The sequence below is a fragment of the Teichococcus coralli genome (assembly GCF_009829925.1).
GTDB lineage: Bacteria > Pseudomonadota > Alphaproteobacteria > Acetobacterales > Acetobacteraceae > Pseudoroseomonas > Pseudoroseomonas coralli.
Map to the genome: position 1 here is coordinate 55,932 of NZ_SNVJ01000010.1, position 17,439 is coordinate 73,370.

Here is a 17,439-nt window from a genome sequence, read left to right on the forward strand (position 1 = left end):
GGCTCGCCGATGCGCCGCCGCGCTACCCTCCTCCTGTGCTTCGCCCTGGCCGCCTGCGGCACCACCCAGGCCAGCCTGCCCTACACGCCGGCATCAGCCCCTGCGGCGCCAGCCATGGCACGGCCGGTCGTCCTGGTGACGCAGGTCACGGACCGGCGCGCGGACGGACGCGAGGATCCCAACTGGATCGGCACGATCCGTGGCGGCTTCGGCAACCCGATCAAGCGGCTGGAGGCACCCGTGCCATTGGCGGAGGTGGTGCGCAAGGCCTTCGCCGATGCGCTCCTGGCACGTGGCCTGCTCGCGCCTGACGCCAGCACGGCGCGCTACCACCTGGCGGTCGAGATCCTCGCGCTGAACGCCGACCAGCTCGCCCGGCGCGAGGCGACCGCCGAGTTCCGCGTTACCCTTCGCCCGGCGAGTGGCGGCGCGCCGGTGCTGATGGACCAGGAGCGTGCCAACCGCGTCGGCGGCAGCGTCATCACACTGTCAGCAGGGGTGTTCGGCTCGATTGACGAGTTGCGGCAAATCGCCCAGCAGGCGATGAGTGAGGCGATCGACCGGCTGCTCGACAAGCCAAGTTTCGCGGCCGCGCTGCGATGAAAGCCATCGGGGGAGAAGGAATGACCCGTTCACCTGGAAGCGCCTCGCGGGGCAAAACCATGCGTCGCCGTGCCGTCCTCCTTCTCTGCCTCGGCCTTGCCGCCTGTGGCGCCAGCCGGGCCGACCTGACCTACGCCCCGCCCACGCCTCCTGCCACGCAGCCGGAGGCGCGACCGGTGGTGGCGATCACCCAGGTCACTGACCGGCGCGAGGACGCGCAAACGGACCCGCGCTGGATCGGCGCCGTGCGCACCAGCTACGGCGCTTCGGTGAAGGACCTGCGGACGTCCGTGCCGGCCGCGGAGGAAGTCCGCCAGGCCTTCGCCAACGCGCTGCTGGCGCGCGGCCTGCTCGCACCGGACGGCGCGGCGGCGCGCTACGGGCTGGAAGTGGATATCCTGGCGCTGGAGGCGCGCCAGATCAGTCGGCGGGCGGCCACCGCACAGTTCCGCATCACGCTGCGGCCGATGAACGGCGGCATGCCCGTGCTGGTGGACCAGGAGGAGGCGGCCTTCATCAGCGGGGACCTCATCCTGCCGACGACCGGCGTGTTCAGCGCGTCGGAGCCGCTGCGGGAGATCACCCAGCGGGCGATGAGCGCGGCGATCGACCAGTTGCTCGACAAGCCGAGCTTCACCGCCCTCGTGCAGTGAGGTTGGGGAAAGGAATTCCCCCAAACCCCCTTCTTCTTTCTTCGAGTTTTCCCCGCTGGCGACAAGCGCGACGGCAAGCTGACAAAAAGAAGATGGGGGTCCGGGGGAATTCCTTCCCCCGGACTTTTTTTACAGCGGCAGGCCCTTCACCTGCGCCAGGGCGGTCATCACCCCGCGGAGTTCCGCCAGCCCGCGCAGGCGGCCGATCAGCGGATAGCCGGGGAAGGTGCCCTTGCCCTCGTCATAGGCGATCTCATGCCCATGGTCCGGGCGGAAGGGAATGCGCCACTCGTCGCTCCCCGCCTGCCTGCGGCGCTGCTGCTCCTCCAGAAGCACCTGCACGACGGCGACCATGTCGGTGTCGCCGCCGAGATGCTCGGCCTCCATGAAGGAGCCGTCCGGCTCCTTCGCCACGTTGCGCAGGTGCGCGAACCAGATGCGGTCGGCGAAGCGGCGGGCGATGCGCGGCAGGTCGTTGGCGGGCCCGGCGCCGAGCGAGCCGGTGCAGAGCGTCAGGCCGTTGGAGGGCGATTCCACCATGGCGAAGAGGGCGGCGATGTCCTCCTCGGTGGACACCACGCGCGGCAGGCCGAAGAGCGGGCGCGGCGGGTCGTCGGGGTGGATGCACATCCGCACACCCACTTCCTCGGCCGCCGGGATCACCGCACGGAGGAAGCGGGCGAGGTTCTCGCGCAGCGCCTCGGGCGGGGTCTCGCCGTAGCTCTCCAGCACGGCGCGCAGGCCGGGAATGTCGTAGCGGTCATAGGCGCCGGGAAGCCCGGCCATGACGTTGGCCAGCAGCTTCGCCTTGTCGCCCTCCGAGGCGGCGTCGTGCCAGGCCTTGGCGCGGGCCAGCACCGCCTCCGGCACGCCCGCCTCGGCGCCCTTGCGCTGCAGCATGAAGACGTCGAGCGCGACGTACTCATGGTAGTTGAAGCGCAGCGAGGTGGCGCCGCCGGGCAGCGGATGCGCGAGCTCCGTGCGCGTCCAATCCAGCACCGGCATGAAATTGTAGCACACCGTGCGGATGCCGCAGGCCGCGAGGTTGCGCAGCGAGATGCGGTAGTTCTCGAACAGCGGCTCGAGGTCGCCCTTGCCGCGCCGGATGGCCTCGTGCACCGGCAGGCTTTCCACCACGCGCCAGTACAGGCCGAGCGAGGGGTCGGCGGTGATGATGGCCTGCCGGGCGCGGATCTCCTCCTCGCTCCAGACAACGCCGTAGGGGATCTGATGCAGGGCGTTGACGATGCCGCGCGCACCCGTCTGCCGGATATGCGGCAGGGTGACGCGGTCGTCCGGGCCGAACCAACGCCAGGTTTCTTCCATGGTGCTCTCCGCAGGGTCGAAGGTCGGGACGGTCAGGCGGCGAGGCTGGCGCGGGCGCCATCCCGCAGCAGACGGGCATAGGCGGTGGTGACGGCCTGCACGAAGGGGCCGTTGCGCGGCAGGTCGTCACCGAAGATGGCGCCGAAGCCGAGGGCGGCCCGCACGCGGGCGGCGGGGTCGGTGCCGGCGGCGTCCAGCGCCGCGCGCAGTTCCCTGGCGAGCGGGTCGCGCACGTCGATCTCCTGGCCTTGCTCGTCCAGGCCGCCGACATAGCGGATCCAGCCGGCCACGATCAGCGCCAGCAGCGGGATGGGGCGGCCCTGCGCGAGCCGCTCGCGCAGCGTGCCGAGCAGGCGCTGCGGCAGCTTCTGCGAACCGTCCATGGCGATCTGCCAGGTGCGGTGGCGAATCGCCGGGTTGCCGAAGCGGTCGAGCAGCGCGGCGGCATAGGCGGCGAGGTCCACGCCGGGTGGCGGCGGCACCTCGGGGATGATCTCCTCCGCCCAGAGCCGCTGCACGAAGGCGCGGAAGGCGGGGTCCGAGACGGTGTCCACGATGGTCTCATGACCTGCGAGGTAGCCGAGATAGGCCAGCGCGGAATGCGCGCCGTTCAGCAGGCGCAGCTTCATGTGCTCGAAGGGCTCCACCTCGGCGACGAGCTGCGCGCCCGCTTCTTCCCAGCGCGGGCGCAGACCGTCCACGAAGCGGTCCTCGATCACCCATTGGCGGAAGGGCTCGTGCACCACCGGGGCGGCGTCCTGGCAGCCGGTGGCGCGGGCGGCGGCCTCCAGGTCCTCCGGCACCATGGCGGGGACGATGCGGTCCACCATGCTGCAGGGGAGCTGCACCTCGGCGGCGATCCATGCGGCGAGGCCTGGGTCGCGGACGGCGGCGAAGTCATGCACCAGGCCGGCCAGGAGGCGGCCGTTCTGCGGCAGGTTGTCGCAGCAGAGCACGGTGAAGGGACGGAGCCCCCGCTCGCGCCGCAGCCGCAGCGCCTCGACCAGGAAGCCCACCGCCGAGCGTGGCGCCTCGGGCGCCGCCAGATCGTGGCGGATGTCCGGGTGATCGCGGTTCAAACGGCCGCTGGCGGGGTCGTGGCAATAGCCCTTCTCGGTGATGGTGAGGCTGACGATGGCGGCCTCGGGCGCCGCCATGCGGGCCAGCACGGCCGCCGTGTCCTCCGGCGCCACCAGCACCTCCAGCAGGCAGCCGACGACGCGTGCGGCGTCGCCCGAGGCATCGCGGCGGAGGGTGGTGTAGAGCCCGCCCTGCGGCGCCAGACGGTCGCGCTGGTCAGGCCGCTGCAGGCTGACGCCCACCACGCCCCAATCCCCGCCCGAAGCGTGCAGCACGTCCTCGGTGTAGTGCGCGCCATGCGCCCGGAAGAAGGCGCCGAGGCCGAGATGGACGATGCGCGGGCGCAGCGCCGCGCGGTCGTAGCGGGGGCGCGCGACGCCCGCCGGCAGCGCGGCAAGGCGCTCCGGAGACAGGCGCGGCAGGGTCTCGCTCATCTCGGTCCTCCGCTCAGTTGAAGTACAGGCTGGGCAGCCACAGGGAGATCCAGGGCAGGTAGGAGACCAGCAGCAGCACGATCAGGTTGCAGATCAGGAAGGGCACGATGGCGCGGCTGATGGCGCTCAGCGGCACGTTGGCGATGTTGGCGGCGACGAAGAGGCAGACGCCTACGGGCGGCGTGGTCAGCCCGATCATCAGGTTCAGCACCACGACGATGGCGAAGTGGATGGGGTCGATGCCCACCGCCTGCGCCACCGCCAGCAGCGGCGGGAACAGGATGATCAGCGCCGCGATGGTTTCCATGAAGGTGCCGACGATCAGCAGCAGCACGTTGACCATCAGCAGGATCAGGTACTTGTTCTCGGTGACCGAGAGCATGGCCTGGGCGATGGCCTGCGGGATCTGCTCGCTGGTCAGGATCCAGCCGAAGACGTTGGCGAAGCCGACCAGCAGGATCAGCGCGCCGGAGCCGATGGCGCTTTCCAGCACGATGCCCGGCAGGTCGCGCAGGCCGAAGCCCTTGTAGACGAAGAGGCCGACCACGAAGGCGTAGAGCGCCGCGACGACCGAGGCCTCGGTAGGGGTGAAGACGCCGCCGACGATGCCGTAGAGGATCAGCGCCGTCATCAGCAGCGCCCAGACGGCGGCGCGCGAGGAGCGCAGCACCTCGCCGAAGCCCTGCCAGGTGCCCTTCGGGTAGCCGCGCCGGCGCGAGAGCATATAGACCGTGAGCATCATGCCGGCGCCGAGCAGCAGCCCGGGCACGGCGCCGGCCAGGAACATCTTGCCGACCGAGAGGCCGGTCAGGGTGCCGACGATGATCATCGGCACCGAGGGCGGGATGATCGGGCCGACGGTGGAGGCCGCCGCCGTCACCGCCGCGGCGAAGGGCGCGTCGTAGCCGGACTTGCGCATCGCCGGGATCATCACCGCGCCGATCGAGGCGGTCTCGGCGACGGCGGTGCCGGAGATGCCGGCGAAGATCATCGAGCCGGTGACGTTGGCGAGGCCGAGCCCGCCGCGCACATGGCCGACCAGCGAGTTGCCGAAGCGCACGATCTGGTCGGTGATGCCGCCGCCGTTCATCAGGTTGCCGGCCAGCACAAAGCCAGGGATGCAGAGCAGCACGAAGCTGTCCATGCCGGCATAGGTGAACTGCGCCACCACCGAGAGGTCGATATCGGCGGCGTAGAGATAGGCCGTCGAGGCGAGGGCCAGCGCGATGCCGACCGGCACGCCGAGAATGAGGCAGACCGCGAAGGTGCCGAAGAGCAGGCCGACGAGCATCAGACGGTCTCACCATGGGCGGGCGAGCCCTGCTGGCCGAAGCCGAGCAGGCGCATCACGGAGAAGAAGGCGAGCGCGCCCGGGATCAGCAGCATCACCGCGTAGACCGGCAGCATCGGGACATCCAGCGAGCGCGCCCGCTCGCCGGCGCTGAAGGCCACGTAGTCCCAGGCGCCGGGCAGGATGGCGAGCGCGAAGCCGAGCACCACGAGGTCCGACAGGCGCTCCGCCACGCGGCGGCCGCGCGGCGGCAGCGGCGCGACGAAGAGATCCACGTTGACCATCTCGCCGCGCAGCACGGCGAGGCCGCAGGAAAAGCCGACGAGGTAGACCAGCGCGAAGCGCGCCACCTCCTCCGTCCAGGGCACGGTCGGCACGCCGGGCACGCGACCCAGCACCTGGATGACGACGACGCCGACCAGCACGGCGAAGGCGGCCAGCGTGCCGATGCGGCAGACCGTCCGCACCGCCAGCAGCACCGCCCCGATGAGTGCGCGCATTGTGTTGTCCTCGATCTGCCACCCGGCGGGCGGAAGGGCGGGGGCGCGGGAAGCGCGCCCCCGGAGCCGGTCAGGCCGTGGCCAGGATCTGCTCGTAGAGCGGGCGGATCTCGTCGGAGAGCGCGGCGGCGACGGCCGGGCGGCCCTTCGCGGCATAGGCCTCCTTGTCCACCTCGGCGAACTTCATGCCCTTCGCCTTCAGCTCCTCGGCCAGCTTCTTCTCGTCGGCCAGGAACAGGCCGCGCTCATACTCCTGCGCGACCTTGGCAGCCTCCATGATGGCCTTCTGCTGCGCTTCCGGCAGGCGGCCGAGCTTGCGGCTGCCGCCCACCAGGTAGATCCAGCTGATGACGTGCTCGGTGAGGTTCACCACGCTCTGCACCTCGGCGAAGCTCGCCGACTTGATCAGCGCCAGCGGGTTCTCCTGCGCGTCGATGGTGTGGTTCTGCAGCGAGGTGAAGACCTCGGAGAAGGCCATCGGCGTCGGCTTGGCGCCAAGCGCGTCCCAGAACTTCACGAAGAGCGGCACGTTGGGCACGCGCAGCTTGAGGCCGTTCAGCTCGTCGGGCTTGGCGATCACGCGGTTGGCCGTCAGGTTGCGCGGGCCGCGCGCGAAGTAGCAGAGCGTGCGGAGCTTGGTCTTGTCCTCGATGTTGTCGGCGATCGCCTCGCCGACCTTGCCCTGCACCACCTTGTCGAGCTGCGCGATGTCCTTCACCGCGTAGGGCACGGCGAGCAGCGCCGCGGAGGGCGCCCAGTTCTGCAGCGATTCGCCGGTGATGGTGAAGTCCACCGTGCCGAGCTGGATGCCCTTGATCAGGTCGGTTTCCTTGCCGAGCTGCTCGTTCGGGAAGACGCGGACCTCAAGGGCGCCGTTGGTGCGCTGCGCGACCTCCTCGGCGAACTTCAGGCAGGCCTTGTGCCAGGTGTTGTCCTCGTTGGCGAGGTGGCCGAGCTTCAGCACGGTCTTGGACTGCGCCAGCACCGGCGGCGCGGCGCCGAGCGCCAGGATGGCGGCGAGGCCCTGGGTGGCGCCGCGGCGGGTGATGATGGTCATTGTGCTCGTTCCTCCTTGAAGTCCGGTTCAGCCGCCGAAGGCCAGCTGCACCTTCACGGTGCGGCCGGGGTCCTTCTCGATCAGCGCGAAGGCTTCCCGTGCGTCGGCGGCGGCGAAGGTCTGGGTGATCATGGCCTCGGGGCGCAGTTGGCCGCTCTCCAGCCACTGCACGACCTGCGGCAGCAGCTTGCGGTTCAGGCGCGAGCCGACCAGGGTCAGCTCCTTCTTCACGATCTCCTGCTGGCTGATGTTGCAGGGCTCGGGCGAGAAGCCGAGCAGGCCGATGCGGCCCGCCGGGCTGGCCAGGCGGCAGGCCTCCTCCAGCAGCGCCGGCACGCCGGCGGCGTCGATCACCAGCGTGGGGCCGAGCCCGTCGGTCTCGCCGGCCACCGCCTGCGGCACCGGCGTGCTGCGCGAGTTCACCACCACATCGGCGCCGAAGCCACGGGCGCGCTCCAGCCGGGCGTCGTCGATGTCGGCGACGATGCAGCGGGCGCCATGCAGCTTGGCCACCTGCAGCACGGTCAGGCCGATCGGCCCGGCGCCATAGACCAGCACCGAATCGTCCGCGCCGATGCCGGTGCGGCTGAGCACGTTGGCCGCGATCGAAAAGGGCTCGGCCAGGGCGGCGATGGCGAAGGGCAGGTCAGGGCTCACCTTCACCGCGTTGGCGCGCGGCACGGCCAGGCGGTCGCGGAAGCCGCCGTCGCGGTGCACGCCGAACACCTCGAGGTTGCTGCACACGTTCGGCCGGCCGGCGCGGCAGGGATAGCAGTGGCCGCAGCTCACCACCGGGTCCACCACCACATGGTCGCCGGCGGCGAGGTCGTGCACGCCCTCGCCCACCGCCTCCACCGTGCCGGCGAATTCGTGGCCGATGATGCGCGGGTATTTCGCGAAGGGATTGGTGCCGTGGTAGATGTGCAGGTCGGAGCCGCAGATCCCGGCGCGCTCGACGCGCACCACCACCTCGCCCGCCTTGGGCGCTGCCGGCGTGGCCTCGAACAGCTCCAGGACGTGTGGCGTTTTCACCGCAATGGCGACCATGCTCTCGCTCCAGCTCCTGGTGTGGTGTCAGCCGCGCGCGGCGGCCGGTCCGCGCGTCATGGCGCGGGCGTCTCGAAGAAATCGGCGTTGGTGCGGCTGAGCCGCTCGATGGTGGCGAAGACGGTGCGCAGATGCGCCCGCATCGCCGCCTCCGCCCGCTCGGCATCGCCGGCCAGCACATGGCCGACCAGGGTGGCGTGCTCCTCCACCAGAACCGGTGGCCAGTCGCCGCTCTGCAGGGACAGGTAGCGCACGCGGTCGAGCTGCGACTTCACGCCCTGGATCACCTGCCAGATGGCCGGGCGGCCGGCGATGCGCACGAAGCAGGCGTGCAGCGCGTCGTCCTGGTCGAAGAAGGCGTCCGACTCGCCGGCCTCCAGGCTGGCCTGCTGCGCCGCGAGGTTGGCGCGCAGCACCGCCGCGTCCGGCTCCGTCAGGTTCTCCGCGGCGAGGCGGATGGTGCGGCACTCCAGCGTCTCGCGGATGAACTGGCTGTCGTAGACGGCGGCGAGGCGGATCGGCGCCACATAGGTGCCGACCTGCGGGATGATGGTGACGAAGCCTTCGTCGGCGAGGCGGCGCAGCACCTCGCGCACCGGCGTGCGGCTGACGCCGGCGCGCTCGGCCAGGGTGGTCTCGGGAATGGATTCGCCGGGGCGGAGCACGCCTCGCAGGATCTGCCGGCGCAGCATGCCGTGCAGCTCGCGCCCGATCGGCGCGCGGCGGTGCAGGCGCAGCTCGGCTGTTGCAAGAGGCACGGTTCCTCCGGGAAAGGCATACTTGGATACTTGTATACTAGTATGCCTCTTGATCGGCAACCGGACCTCGCCACCTCGTGTCCATCCCCTTTCGCCGGCAGGGCGCCTGCAACTGGCCAATGAGAGGGGACGTTTCCCCTTCCCGGCCCGTTTTCCGCCACCCCTCCCGGGCGGCGCAGCGGGCACAGAAACGGAGGGGTGGATCCGGCATGAACCAGAAGCGCTGTATCCTCGCAGGCTTCATGCTGACCCTGCTCGCCAGCGGCGCCATGGCGCAGTCGCCTGTTCCGCCCAACAGGCCCGGCCCGACCATTCCGGAGCGCATCCAGCCACCGGGGAGCGGACAGCCGACGGCGCCGGGGCCCGGCGGTGACAGCGTCATCCCCCCGCCAGCCGGGGTCGATCCCAAGATCCATGTGCCCGCGCCGACACCGCAGCCAAACACCACGCCGGTGCTTCCGCCGCCAGGCTCGCCAGGAGGCGACCCCACGGTGCAGCCCCGCTAGCGCGGCGCTCCCTCCTTCGCCCCTCGGGCCAGGGCGGCGCCCGTTCTACCAAGAGGAAACCATGCCCATGATCCGACAAGCCCAGGATTTGGCCGCGCAGGACCCGACGGCACCGCCCGGGCCGCCGCGACCGCAGCCGCCGACGCCGCGGCCACCGGAGCCGGGGCCGGATATTCCGCAGCCCCGCCCGCCAGGTCCGGATGTCACGCCGCCGAACCCGGGCGGGCCGATGCCAGGACCCGGGCCGGACATCCCGCAGCCCCGCCCGCCAGGTCCTGACATTCCGCCGCCGCAGCCAGGCATTCCTTCTCCCGGCCCTGGGCCGGACGTGCCGCCAATGGCGCCGCCCAGCCCGCAGGAGCTTCCGCCACCCGTGGCCTGATCGCGGGAAGCCGCGAGAAAGCGAATTCTTCTCCGGGCCCCCCTCCTCTTTCTCCTGCCAGCTTGGCGGTGCCGGTGGGGGGCGCAGGCACGATGTGCGAAGGGCGCGACCGCCCGCTGGCAGAAAGCAGAAGGGGTTCGGGGGGAATTCCTTCCCCGAGCCTTCCCACTCCGCCCGGATGCCGGCGCTGCGGATGAGTTCGCCCCGAAGGTCCCATTCCTTCCGGACGGCCACCTGAAGGGGCCCAGCCGTGCCGATCCGCTTCTCGACACCGTTCTCAATGAAGCGCCGATCAGAGCAGGGTTGTGCGGCGGCCAAAGGCGGGGCGGGCGCGAGGCGCCGCCAAGCCGATGTCCGTTAGGTCCAGGCGCGTTCTTTCTTCTTAGTCCAGCCGCAGGTCGGCGCGACGCACCACCTCCGCCCAACGCTTGCGCTCCGCGACAATGAAGTCCCGGAAGGCCTCGGGCGTGCCGGGCGCCGCCTCGGCGCCTTCGGTTTCCAAGCGGCGGCGCAGCGCATCGCCCTGCAGCGACTTGGTGGCGGCAGCGTTCAGGCGGTCCACGATCGGCCGCGGCGTGCCGGCGGGCGCGAGCAGCCCGTACCACTGGTTGGCCTCGAAGCCGGGCACGCCCTGCTCCGCCACGGTGGGAATTTCCGGCGCGGCGGAAAGGCGGCGCCGCGAGGAGACGCCGAGCGCGCGCAGCATGCCCGCGCGCACCGGCGGCAGGGCGGGCGGGCCGCCGGTGAAGGTCAGGTCGATGGTGCCGGCGAGCAGGTCGCTCATCATCGGCCCGGTGCCGCGATAGGGGACGTGCTCCATCTCGGTGCCGGTGGCCAGGTTGAAGGCCGCCATGGCGATATGCGCGGCCGAGCCGTTGCCGCCCGAGCCGAAGGTGAGCGCGCGCGGCTTCTGCTTCGCCAGCGCGATCAGCTCGCCGATGCTGCCGGCCGGCACCTTCCTCGGGTTCACCACCATCACGTTCGGCACCATGGCAGCGAGCGTGATGGGCGCGAAGGATTCCACCGTGTCGAAGCTGAGGTTCGGATAGAGCGAGGGGTTGACGGCCAGCGTGCCGATATGCCCGAGCAGCAGCGTGTAGCCGTCGGGCGCCGCATGGGCGGCGGCCTCGGTGCCGATGGTGCCGCCGGCGCCGCCGCGGTTCTCCACCACGAAGGGCTGGCCGAAGGCGCTCTGCAGCTCCATCGCCAGGGCGCGGGCGATGATGTCGGTGGAACCGCCGGGGGTGAAGGGGACGATGACGCGCACCGGCCGGTCCGGCCAGGCGGCCTGCGCCCGCGCCAGGCGCGGCGCCGCGAGGGCCGCGGGCATGGCGAGCAGCGCGGACAGCGCCGCGCGGCGCGACAGGAATGCGGCCACCGCCGCAGGACCAGGGGCTTTCATCTTCGCTTCCTCCCGCCCGGTCTCGCCCGGGCCGCCCGCAGCCTAGGCGCGCCAGGGGCCCTCCATCGCATTCCTTCTTCCGCCTGAGCTATAATCCCGTGGAATAGCGACGCCCGGAGGGCGCCCATGGCGGTCCGCCGCTACCTCGACCAGCGCCTGAAGCTGCACCACCTGCGCGCGGTGGAGGCGATCGTGGCGCAGCGCAGCATCCTGAAGGCGGCGGCGGTGATCGGCGTCAGCCAGCCGGCGCTGACCAAGACGCTGCGCGAGCTCGAGGACATCCTGCAGCAGCGGCTGTTCGACCGCCTGCCGCGCGGCGTGCGGCCGACCGAGGCGGGCACGCTGCTGGCGCAGTCCGCCCGTCGCATCCTGGCCGAGCTGCGCCGGCTGGACGAGGCGCTGGACCACATCGCCGACCCCGAGGGAGGGACAGTGGCGATCGGCACCCTGCCGGTCGCGGCGACCGCGGTGCTGCCCGGCGCGCTGACCCGGCTGAAGGCGGAACACCCCGGCATCGGCGTCCGGCTGGAGCAGGGCCGGACGGAGGAGCTGCTGCCCAAGCTGGCCGCCGGCGAGATCGACCTGATCGTCGGCCGCCTCTACGAGCCCGCGGCGCCGGACGGCTTCTCGCGCGAGCCGCTCTGGGAGGAGCCGATCTCGATCCTCGCCCGCGCCGACCACCCGGTCTTCGCGGGTGGGCCGCCGAAGCCGGAGGAGCTGCGCCGCTACGACCTGGTGCTGCCGACCGTGAGCCAGCGCGTCGGGCAGGAGATCGACACGGTGCTGGACATGCTGGCGCTGGAGCCGACGCCGTCGCTGCGCTCCAGCTCCTACGGCTTCATCCGCGAGATGCTGCACGCCACCGACCTGATCTCGGTGATGCCGCGGCTGATGATGGCGGGCGACCTGCTGCGCGGCACGCTGCGGGTGGTGCCGCTGCCGATCCCGGCGCCGCCCCGCCCCGCCGGGCTGATCCTGCCGCGCGACCGCCCGCTCGCCCCGGCGGGCGCGGCCTTTGTCGCCTGCCTGCGCGCCCATGTCGCCGAGATCGGGCAGCGCGGCCTCGCCGATATAACCAGCGCTGATAAGAGGCGCGGGAAAAGCGATAGGACGAGACGCCGCAATCAGGGCTAGTCAGGTGCCAGACCTCCGCTCCAAGGGCGCGCCACGCCCTGGGGCAGAGCGGAAGGAAACGCCCCATGACCCCTTCGCGAGACCGGCCGGCAAACGCCCCGGCCCAGGGCTGGCATCCATGAGCCCCCAGGCCACTGCAGGGCCCGCCGTGCTGCGCGCGGCGATCGGCACCTACCCCCGCACCCGGGCGCTGAAGGAGGGTGGCGTCACCTCCCCCCTGCTGCGCCTGGACTTCGCCGACATCCCGGTGATCAGCCGCGCCTTCGCGCCGATGGTGCGGGAGCTGCGCTTCGACGTCTCGGAAATGGCGATCGCCACCTTCCTGCAGGCGCGCGCGGCCGGGCGGCCGCTGGTGCTGCTGCCGGTGGTGCTGGCGGCCCGGTTCCAGCAATCGGCGCTGCTCTGCCGCAGGGAGAGCGACATCCGCTCGCCCGCCGACCTCGCCGGCCGGCGCATCGGCGTGCGCGCCTATAGCCAGACCACGGGCATGTGGCTGCGCGGCATCATCGCCGAGGAAGGCGGCCCGCGCCCTGAGGAGAGCCAGTGGATCACCTTCGAGGACGCGCATGTCGCCGGCATCGCCGACCCGCCCTTCGCCGAGCGGGCGAAACCTGGGCGGGAGATGCTGGCCATGCTGCGCGAAGGCGCGCTGGACGCGGTGATCGTCGGCAACGACATGCCGGCGGACCCGGCCCTGCGAACCGTCTTCCCGGACCCGCAGGCGGCGGCGGAAGCCTTCTGGCAGCGTCACCGCCTCGTCCCCGTCAACCACATGCTGACGGTGACGCGGGAGCTGGCGGAGCAGCGCCCCGAGCTGGTGGTCGAGCTGGTGCGGATGGCCCGCGCCGCCGCCGCGCCCGTGCCGGCAGACGGGCACGGCGCGCCGCCGGCCAGCCGCGCGGCGCTGCGCCCGGTGGTTGAGCTGGCGCTCCGCTACATGGCCGCGCAGGCGATGCTGCCGCGGCCGCTGACGGTGGACGAGGTCTGGGACGGCCTGCCGCCGGAAATCGAATGAACAGCGAGGGAGGAACAGCCATGACGCGCTTCGCCATCATCGGCTTCGGCGAGGTGGGCGGCATCTTCGCCCGCGACCTGCGCGCCGGCGGCGCGACCGGGATCCACGCCTATGACACCGCCCCGGCGGCGCGCGAGCGCGCGGCGGCAGCCGGCGCCACCGTGCATGACGGCGCGGCCGCGGCGGCGGCGCAGGCCGAGGTGGTCTTCGTTCCCGTCACCGCCGGCGCGGCGCTGGCGGCGGCGCGGTCGCTAACCGGCGGGCTCGGCCATGCGCCCTTCGTGGTGGACGTGAACTCGGTCTCCCCCGGCACCAAGCAGGCGGCGGCGGAGGCGGTGGAGAAGGCCGGCGGCCGCTATGTGGAGGCGGCGGTGATGGCCAGCGTGCCCCCCAAGGGCCTGCGCTCGCCGATCCTGCTGGGCGGCCCCCATGCCGCGGCCTTCCAGGCGCTGATGGCGCCCTTCGGCATGAACCTGACCCCCTTCCCTGGGCCCATCGGCAAGGCGTCCTCGGTGAAGATGTGCCGCAGCGTGATGGTGAAGGGGCTGGAGGCGCTGACCACCGAATGCATGCTCGCGGCGCGGCACTACGGCGTGGAGCAGGAGGTGCTGCGCTCGCTGGCCGACACGCTGCCGCACGAGGACTGGCGCGGCCTGGCCGGCTACGTCATCAGCCGGGCGCTGATCCATGGCAGGCGGCGGGCGGAGGAGATGCGCGAGGTCGCCCGCACGGTGCAGGAGGCGGGGGTGGACCCGCTGCTGAGCGCGCCGATCGCCGAGCGGCAGGACTGGGCCGCCGCGCGCGGCCGCGAGATGGGCGCCGAGGCGCTGCGCACCACCGACCTCGACGCGCTGCTCGCCGCCCTGGCCGCCACGACGCCGCACAAGGCCGCCGCCGAATAAGGCGGCACCCGGCCGCTCCCGCGCGGGGGCGGCCCAACAAGGAGGATCATCCATGGCTCTCGGACGCCGCGACGCCCTGCGGCTGGCCGCCCTGGGCGGGGCCGCCGGGCTCACCACCCCCTGGGCAAGGCCCGCGCTGGCGCAGGGCAGCTATCCCTCGCAGCCGATCCGCCTGCTGGTGCCGAACGGCGCCGGCGGCGTGGCCGACCTGACCGCCCGCACCGTGGGGCAGGCGATGTCGGAGCGGCTCGGCCAGCCCGTGGTGGTGGAGAACCGTCCCGGCGCCGGCGGCATCGTCGCCGGGCAGGCGCTGATGACCGCCCCGGCCGACGGCTACACGCTGATGGTGGCGACCAACGCCCATGCCATCAGCCCCTCGCTGTTCCGCAGCCTGCCCTTCGACCCGGTGCGCGACTTCGCCCCCGTGGGACTGATGGGCAGCTTCGCCATCGCCCTGCTGGTCTCGCCCAAGTCGCCGATCCAGAACGTGCAGGACCTGCTGGCGAAGCTGAAGAAGGATTCCAGCGCCAATATCGGCACCATCAGCGTCGGCAGCACGCAGAACCTGGCGGCCGAGCTGTTCAAGACGGCGACCGGCATCGACACGGTGACGGTGCCCTTCAGCAGCACGCCCGACCTGCTGACCGCCCTGCTGCGCGGCGACGTGACGGTGGCCTTCGAGATCGTGGCGCCGCTGATGGGGCAGATCCGCGGCGGCTCCTTGCGTGCCATCGCCGTCACCTCGGCCGAGCGCGCCGCCAACCTGCCAGACGTGCCGACGCTGCAGCAGCACGGCTTGAAGGACTTCGACGTGACCTCCTGGAACGCCCTGGTGGCGCCGGGAAAGACGCCGCAGCCCGTGATCGACACGCTCAACACCGCGATGAACGCGGCGCTGGCGGAACCCGAGGTGCGCAAGAAGCTGCTCGACGCCGGCGTCGAGGCCCGCGGCGGCACGCCGGCCGCGATGAGCCAGCTGCTGCGCACCGAGACCGAGAAATGGCGCGGCGTCATCGAGAAGGCGGGAATCGAGAAGCAATGAGCACCAAGACCTGCAAGGCCCCGGACCCCAACCCGAGGACGCCCGCCTACAAGCTGCCCGCCGGCGCCTGCGACGCGCACTGCCACGTCTTCGGCCCGGCGGACAAATTCCCCTACGCGCCGGACCGCGCCTACACCCCGCCCGACGCGCCGGTGGAGGATCTCCGCCGCGTGCATGCGGCGATCGGCGTGGACCGCGCGGTGATCGTGCAGGCAAGCTGCCACGGCACCGACAACACGGCGATGATCGACGCCATCGAGAAGAGCAACGGCGCCTATCGCGGCGTCGCCATCGTGGACGGCAGCATCACCGACAAGGGGCTGGAGGAACTCGACCGCGGCGGCGTGCGCGGCGTGCGCTTCAACTTCGTGGCGCATCTCGGCGGCACGCCGGACCTCGAGGTGTTCGACCGCGTGCTGGAGAAGATCCAGCCGCTCGGCTGGCATGTGGTGCTGCACCTCGACGCCAAGGACATCGTCGAGCACGCCGAGCGCATCGCCCGCATCAAGGTTCCCTTCGTGATCGACCATATGGGCCGGGTGCAGGCGAAGAACGGGCTGGAGCAGGAGCCCTTCCGCCGGCTGCTGGAGCTGATGCGCAACGAGCTGGCCTGGGTGAAGATCTGCGGGCCCGAGCGCGTCTCCTCCGCAGGCAGCCCCTTCCACGACGCGGTGCCCTTCGCGCGCAGGCTCGCCGAGGTGGCGCCGGACCGCACGCTCTGGGGCACTGACTTCCCGCACCCCAACATCAGCGGCGACATGCCGAACGACGGCGACCTCGTGGACCTCCTGGCCATGGCCGTGGAGGACGAGGCGGCGCGCCGCAAAATCCTGATCGACAATCCCGACCGCCTCTACTGGGCGCGCTGAGAGGGGAAAGCACCATGTCCGGCACGCAGAAATCCGGCCTCGTCGTCACCGCCCATCCCGGCGACTTCGTCTGGCGCGCGGGCGGCGCCATCGCGCTGCACGCCAAGCTGGGCTACCGCATGAAGATCGTCTGCCTCTCCTATGGCGAGCGCGGCGAGAGCCAGGGCGCCTGGAAGCAGGCGGGCATGACCCTGGAGGCCTGCAAGGCCGGCCGCCGCGCCGAGGCCGAGGCCGCCGCCGCCGTGCTGGGCGCCGAGATCGAGTTCTTCGACGCCAGCGACTACCCGCTGCGCCTCAGCGAGGCCATGCTGGACCGGCTGATCGACGTCTACCGCGAGGTGAAGCCCGCCTTCGTGCTGACCCATGCGGTGGCCGATCCCTACAACGTGGACCATCCCGAGGCCGCACGCTTCGCGCAGGAGGCGCGCATCATCGCCCAGGCCGCCGGCCACAAGCCGGAGCAGGGCGTCACCTATGCCGCGCCGCAGGTCTTCCAGTTCGAGCCGCACCAGCCCGAGCAGTGCGGCTTCAAGCCCAACCGCATCCTCAACATCACCGAGGTGTGGGAGACCAAGTGGAAGGCCTTCGAGCAGCTCCCGGCGCAGAAGCACCTCTGGCACTACTACGAGCGCGTGGCGCTGAACCGCGGCATGCAAGGCGGCCGCAACTCGGGCAAGGCCATGACCTATGGCGAGGCCTACCAGACCATCTTCCCCGACGCGGTCGAGGTGCTGGCATGACGCCCGTCGTCGTCACCCGGGTGGAGCGCCTGCCGGTCGCGACCACCGACCGCTTCCTGCCGCTCGGCGTCTCCACCACGCACGAGGCCTCGGGCCGCGCGCCCAACCTGATGAAGACCTATATGCGCCCGGCCTGGGCCGGCGCGGCGGCGGTGGGCAGCGCGGTGACGGTGCTGGCGCAACCCGGCGACAACTGGATGATCCATGTCGCCGTGGAGCAGTGCCGGCCCGGCGACATCCTCGTCGTCGCCTGCACCACCGACAACACCGACGGCATGTTCGGCGACCTGCTCGCCACCTCGTTGCAGGCGCGCGGCGTGCGCGGCCTCGTCATCGATGCGGGCGTGCGGGACGTGGCGGTGCTGCGCGAGATGGGCTTTCCCGTCTGGTCGCGCGCCATCTCGGCCCGCGGCACGGTGAAATCCACCCTTGGCTCGGTCAACGTGCCGGTGGTCTGCGCCGGCGTCGCGGTCAGGCCGGGCGACCTGGTGGTGGCCGACGACGACGGCGTGGTGGTCATCCCCCGCGCCGAGGCGGAGGAGGTACTCGCCGCCGCCGAGAAGCGCCAGACCAACGAGGGCGAGAAGCGCGCCAAGCTGGCCAGCGGCGTGCTCGGGCTCGACCTCTACAACATGCGCCCGGCGCTGGAGAAGGCCGGGCTGCTCTACGTCACCTCGCTCGACGAGGTCTGAAGGGCC

At 71.6% G+C, this 17,439-nt stretch carries 18 protein-coding genes; 10 read left to right on the forward strand and 8 right to left on the reverse strand.

What is annotated here, in order from left to right; all coding sequences use genetic code 11:
- Window positions 1-9: 9 nt before the first annotated feature.
- Complete coding sequence (locus tag E0493_RS12950; protein WP_160937367.1) at window positions 10-603, forward strand: YajG family lipoprotein; 594 nt, start codon at window positions 10-12, stop codon at window positions 601-603.
- A 59-nt stretch (window positions 604-662) separates the two neighbouring features.
- On the forward strand, window positions 663-1,256 hold the full coding sequence (locus tag E0493_RS12955; protein WP_160937368.1) for a hypothetical protein: 594 nt from the start codon (window positions 663-665) through the stop codon (window positions 1,254-1,256).
- Between the two features lie 129 nt (window positions 1,257-1,385).
- Here the strand turns inward: E0493_RS12955 and uxuA are convergent, their stop codons facing one another.
- From uxuA to E0493_RS12990, 7 genes are all read right to left on the reverse strand, one after another.
- Complete coding sequence (gene uxuA, locus E0493_RS12960; RefSeq protein ID WP_160937369.1) at window positions 1,386-2,582, reverse strand: mannonate dehydratase; 1,197 nt, start codon at window positions 2,580-2,582, stop codon at window positions 1,386-1,388.
- Window positions 2,583-2,614: 32 nt separating this feature from the next.
- Window positions 2,615-4,096, reverse strand: a complete 1,482-nt coding sequence (locus E0493_RS12965; RefSeq protein ID WP_160937370.1) for a mannitol dehydrogenase family protein — start codon at window positions 4,094-4,096, stop codon at window positions 2,615-2,617.
- A gap of 13 nt (window positions 4,097-4,109) precedes the next feature.
- On the reverse strand, window positions 4,110-5,387 hold the full coding sequence (locus E0493_RS12970; protein ID WP_160937371.1) for a TRAP transporter large permease: 1,278 nt from the start codon (window positions 5,385-5,387) through the stop codon (window positions 4,110-4,112).
- Window positions 5,387-5,887: a TRAP transporter small permease gene (locus E0493_RS12975; protein ID WP_160937372.1), complete on the reverse strand. Its 501-nt coding sequence runs from the start codon at window positions 5,885-5,887 to the stop codon at window positions 5,387-5,389. The genes E0493_RS12970 and E0493_RS12975 overlap by 1 nt, the downstream gene beginning before the upstream one ends.
- 70 nt (window positions 5,888-5,957) lie before the next feature.
- Window positions 5,958-6,944: a TRAP transporter substrate-binding protein gene (locus E0493_RS12980; RefSeq protein ID WP_160937373.1), complete on the reverse strand. Its 987-nt coding sequence runs from the start codon at window positions 6,942-6,944 to the stop codon at window positions 5,958-5,960.
- A gap of 27 nt (window positions 6,945-6,971) precedes the next feature.
- Window positions 6,972-7,991 carry a Zn-dependent oxidoreductase gene (locus E0493_RS12985; RefSeq protein WP_160937374.1) on the reverse strand — a complete coding sequence of 340 codons (1,020 nt, stop codon included), beginning with the start codon at window positions 7,989-7,991 and terminating at the stop codon, window positions 6,972-6,974.
- A 56-nt stretch (window positions 7,992-8,047) separates the two neighbouring features.
- Window positions 8,048-8,749 carry a GntR family transcriptional regulator gene (locus E0493_RS12990; RefSeq protein ID WP_367614513.1) on the reverse strand — a complete coding sequence of 234 codons (702 nt, stop codon included), beginning with the start codon at window positions 8,747-8,749 and terminating at the stop codon, window positions 8,048-8,050.
- Window positions 8,750-8,958: 209 nt separating this feature from the next.
- Here E0493_RS12990 and E0493_RS12995 point away from each other — a divergent pair, with 209 nt between their 5' ends.
- Window positions 8,959-9,255 (forward strand): superantigen-like protein SSL4, encoded by a 297-nt coding sequence (locus tag E0493_RS12995; protein ID WP_202397106.1) that lies wholly within the window; start codon window positions 8,959-8,961, stop codon window positions 9,253-9,255.
- A 764-nt stretch (window positions 9,256-10,019) separates the two neighbouring features.
- On the opposite strand, the gene E0493_RS13000 is transcribed toward E0493_RS12995, so the two are convergent.
- Complete coding sequence (locus tag E0493_RS13000) at window positions 10,020-11,039, reverse strand: tripartite tricarboxylate transporter substrate binding protein (RefSeq protein ID WP_235913752.1); 1,020 nt, start codon at window positions 11,037-11,039, stop codon at window positions 10,020-10,022.
- A gap of 126 nt (window positions 11,040-11,165) precedes the next feature.
- Here E0493_RS13000 and E0493_RS13005 point away from each other — a divergent pair, with 126 nt between their 5' ends.
- The 7 genes from E0493_RS13005 to E0493_RS13035 all read left to right on the forward strand — a co-directional run bounded on the left by E0493_RS13005 (window position 11,166) and on the right by E0493_RS13035 (window position 17,433).
- Window positions 11,166-12,173: a LysR family transcriptional regulator gene (locus E0493_RS13005; RefSeq protein WP_160937375.1), complete on the forward strand. Its 1,008-nt coding sequence runs from the start codon at window positions 11,166-11,168 to the stop codon at window positions 12,171-12,173.
- 118 nt (window positions 12,174-12,291) lie between these two features.
- The gene (locus E0493_RS13010) at window positions 12,292-13,188 is read left to right on the forward strand and encodes an ABC transporter substrate-binding protein (protein WP_160937376.1); all 897 of its coding nucleotides are present in this window, start codon (window positions 12,292-12,294) and stop codon (window positions 13,186-13,188) included.
- Window positions 13,189-13,208: 20 nt separating this feature from the next.
- The gene (locus E0493_RS13015; RefSeq protein WP_160937377.1) at window positions 13,209-14,090 is read left to right on the forward strand and encodes an NAD(P)-dependent oxidoreductase; all 882 of its coding nucleotides are present in this window, start codon (window positions 13,209-13,211) and stop codon (window positions 14,088-14,090) included.
- A gap of 52 nt (window positions 14,091-14,142) precedes the next feature.
- Window positions 14,143-15,132 (forward strand): Bug family tripartite tricarboxylate transporter substrate binding protein, encoded by a 990-nt coding sequence (locus tag E0493_RS13020; protein WP_160937378.1) that lies wholly within the window; start codon window positions 14,143-14,145, stop codon window positions 15,130-15,132.
- Window positions 15,129-16,001 carry an amidohydrolase family protein gene (locus E0493_RS13025; protein WP_160937379.1) on the forward strand — a complete coding sequence of 291 codons (873 nt, stop codon included), beginning with the start codon at window positions 15,129-15,131 and terminating at the stop codon, window positions 15,999-16,001. The genes E0493_RS13020 and E0493_RS13025 overlap by 4 nt, the downstream gene beginning before the upstream one ends.
- Window positions 16,002-16,015: 14 nt before the next feature.
- Entirely contained in the window at window positions 16,016-16,741 is a 726-nt protein-coding gene (locus E0493_RS13030) for a PIG-L deacetylase family protein (protein ID WP_160937380.1), read from the forward strand.
- A complete protein-coding gene (locus E0493_RS13035) occupies window positions 16,738-17,433 on the forward strand; it encodes a 4-carboxy-4-hydroxy-2-oxoadipate aldolase/oxaloacetate decarboxylase (RefSeq protein WP_160937381.1) in 696 nt (231 codons plus the stop codon). The genes E0493_RS13030 and E0493_RS13035 overlap by 4 nt, the downstream gene beginning before the upstream one ends.
- Window positions 17,434-17,439 lie beyond the last annotated feature (6 nt).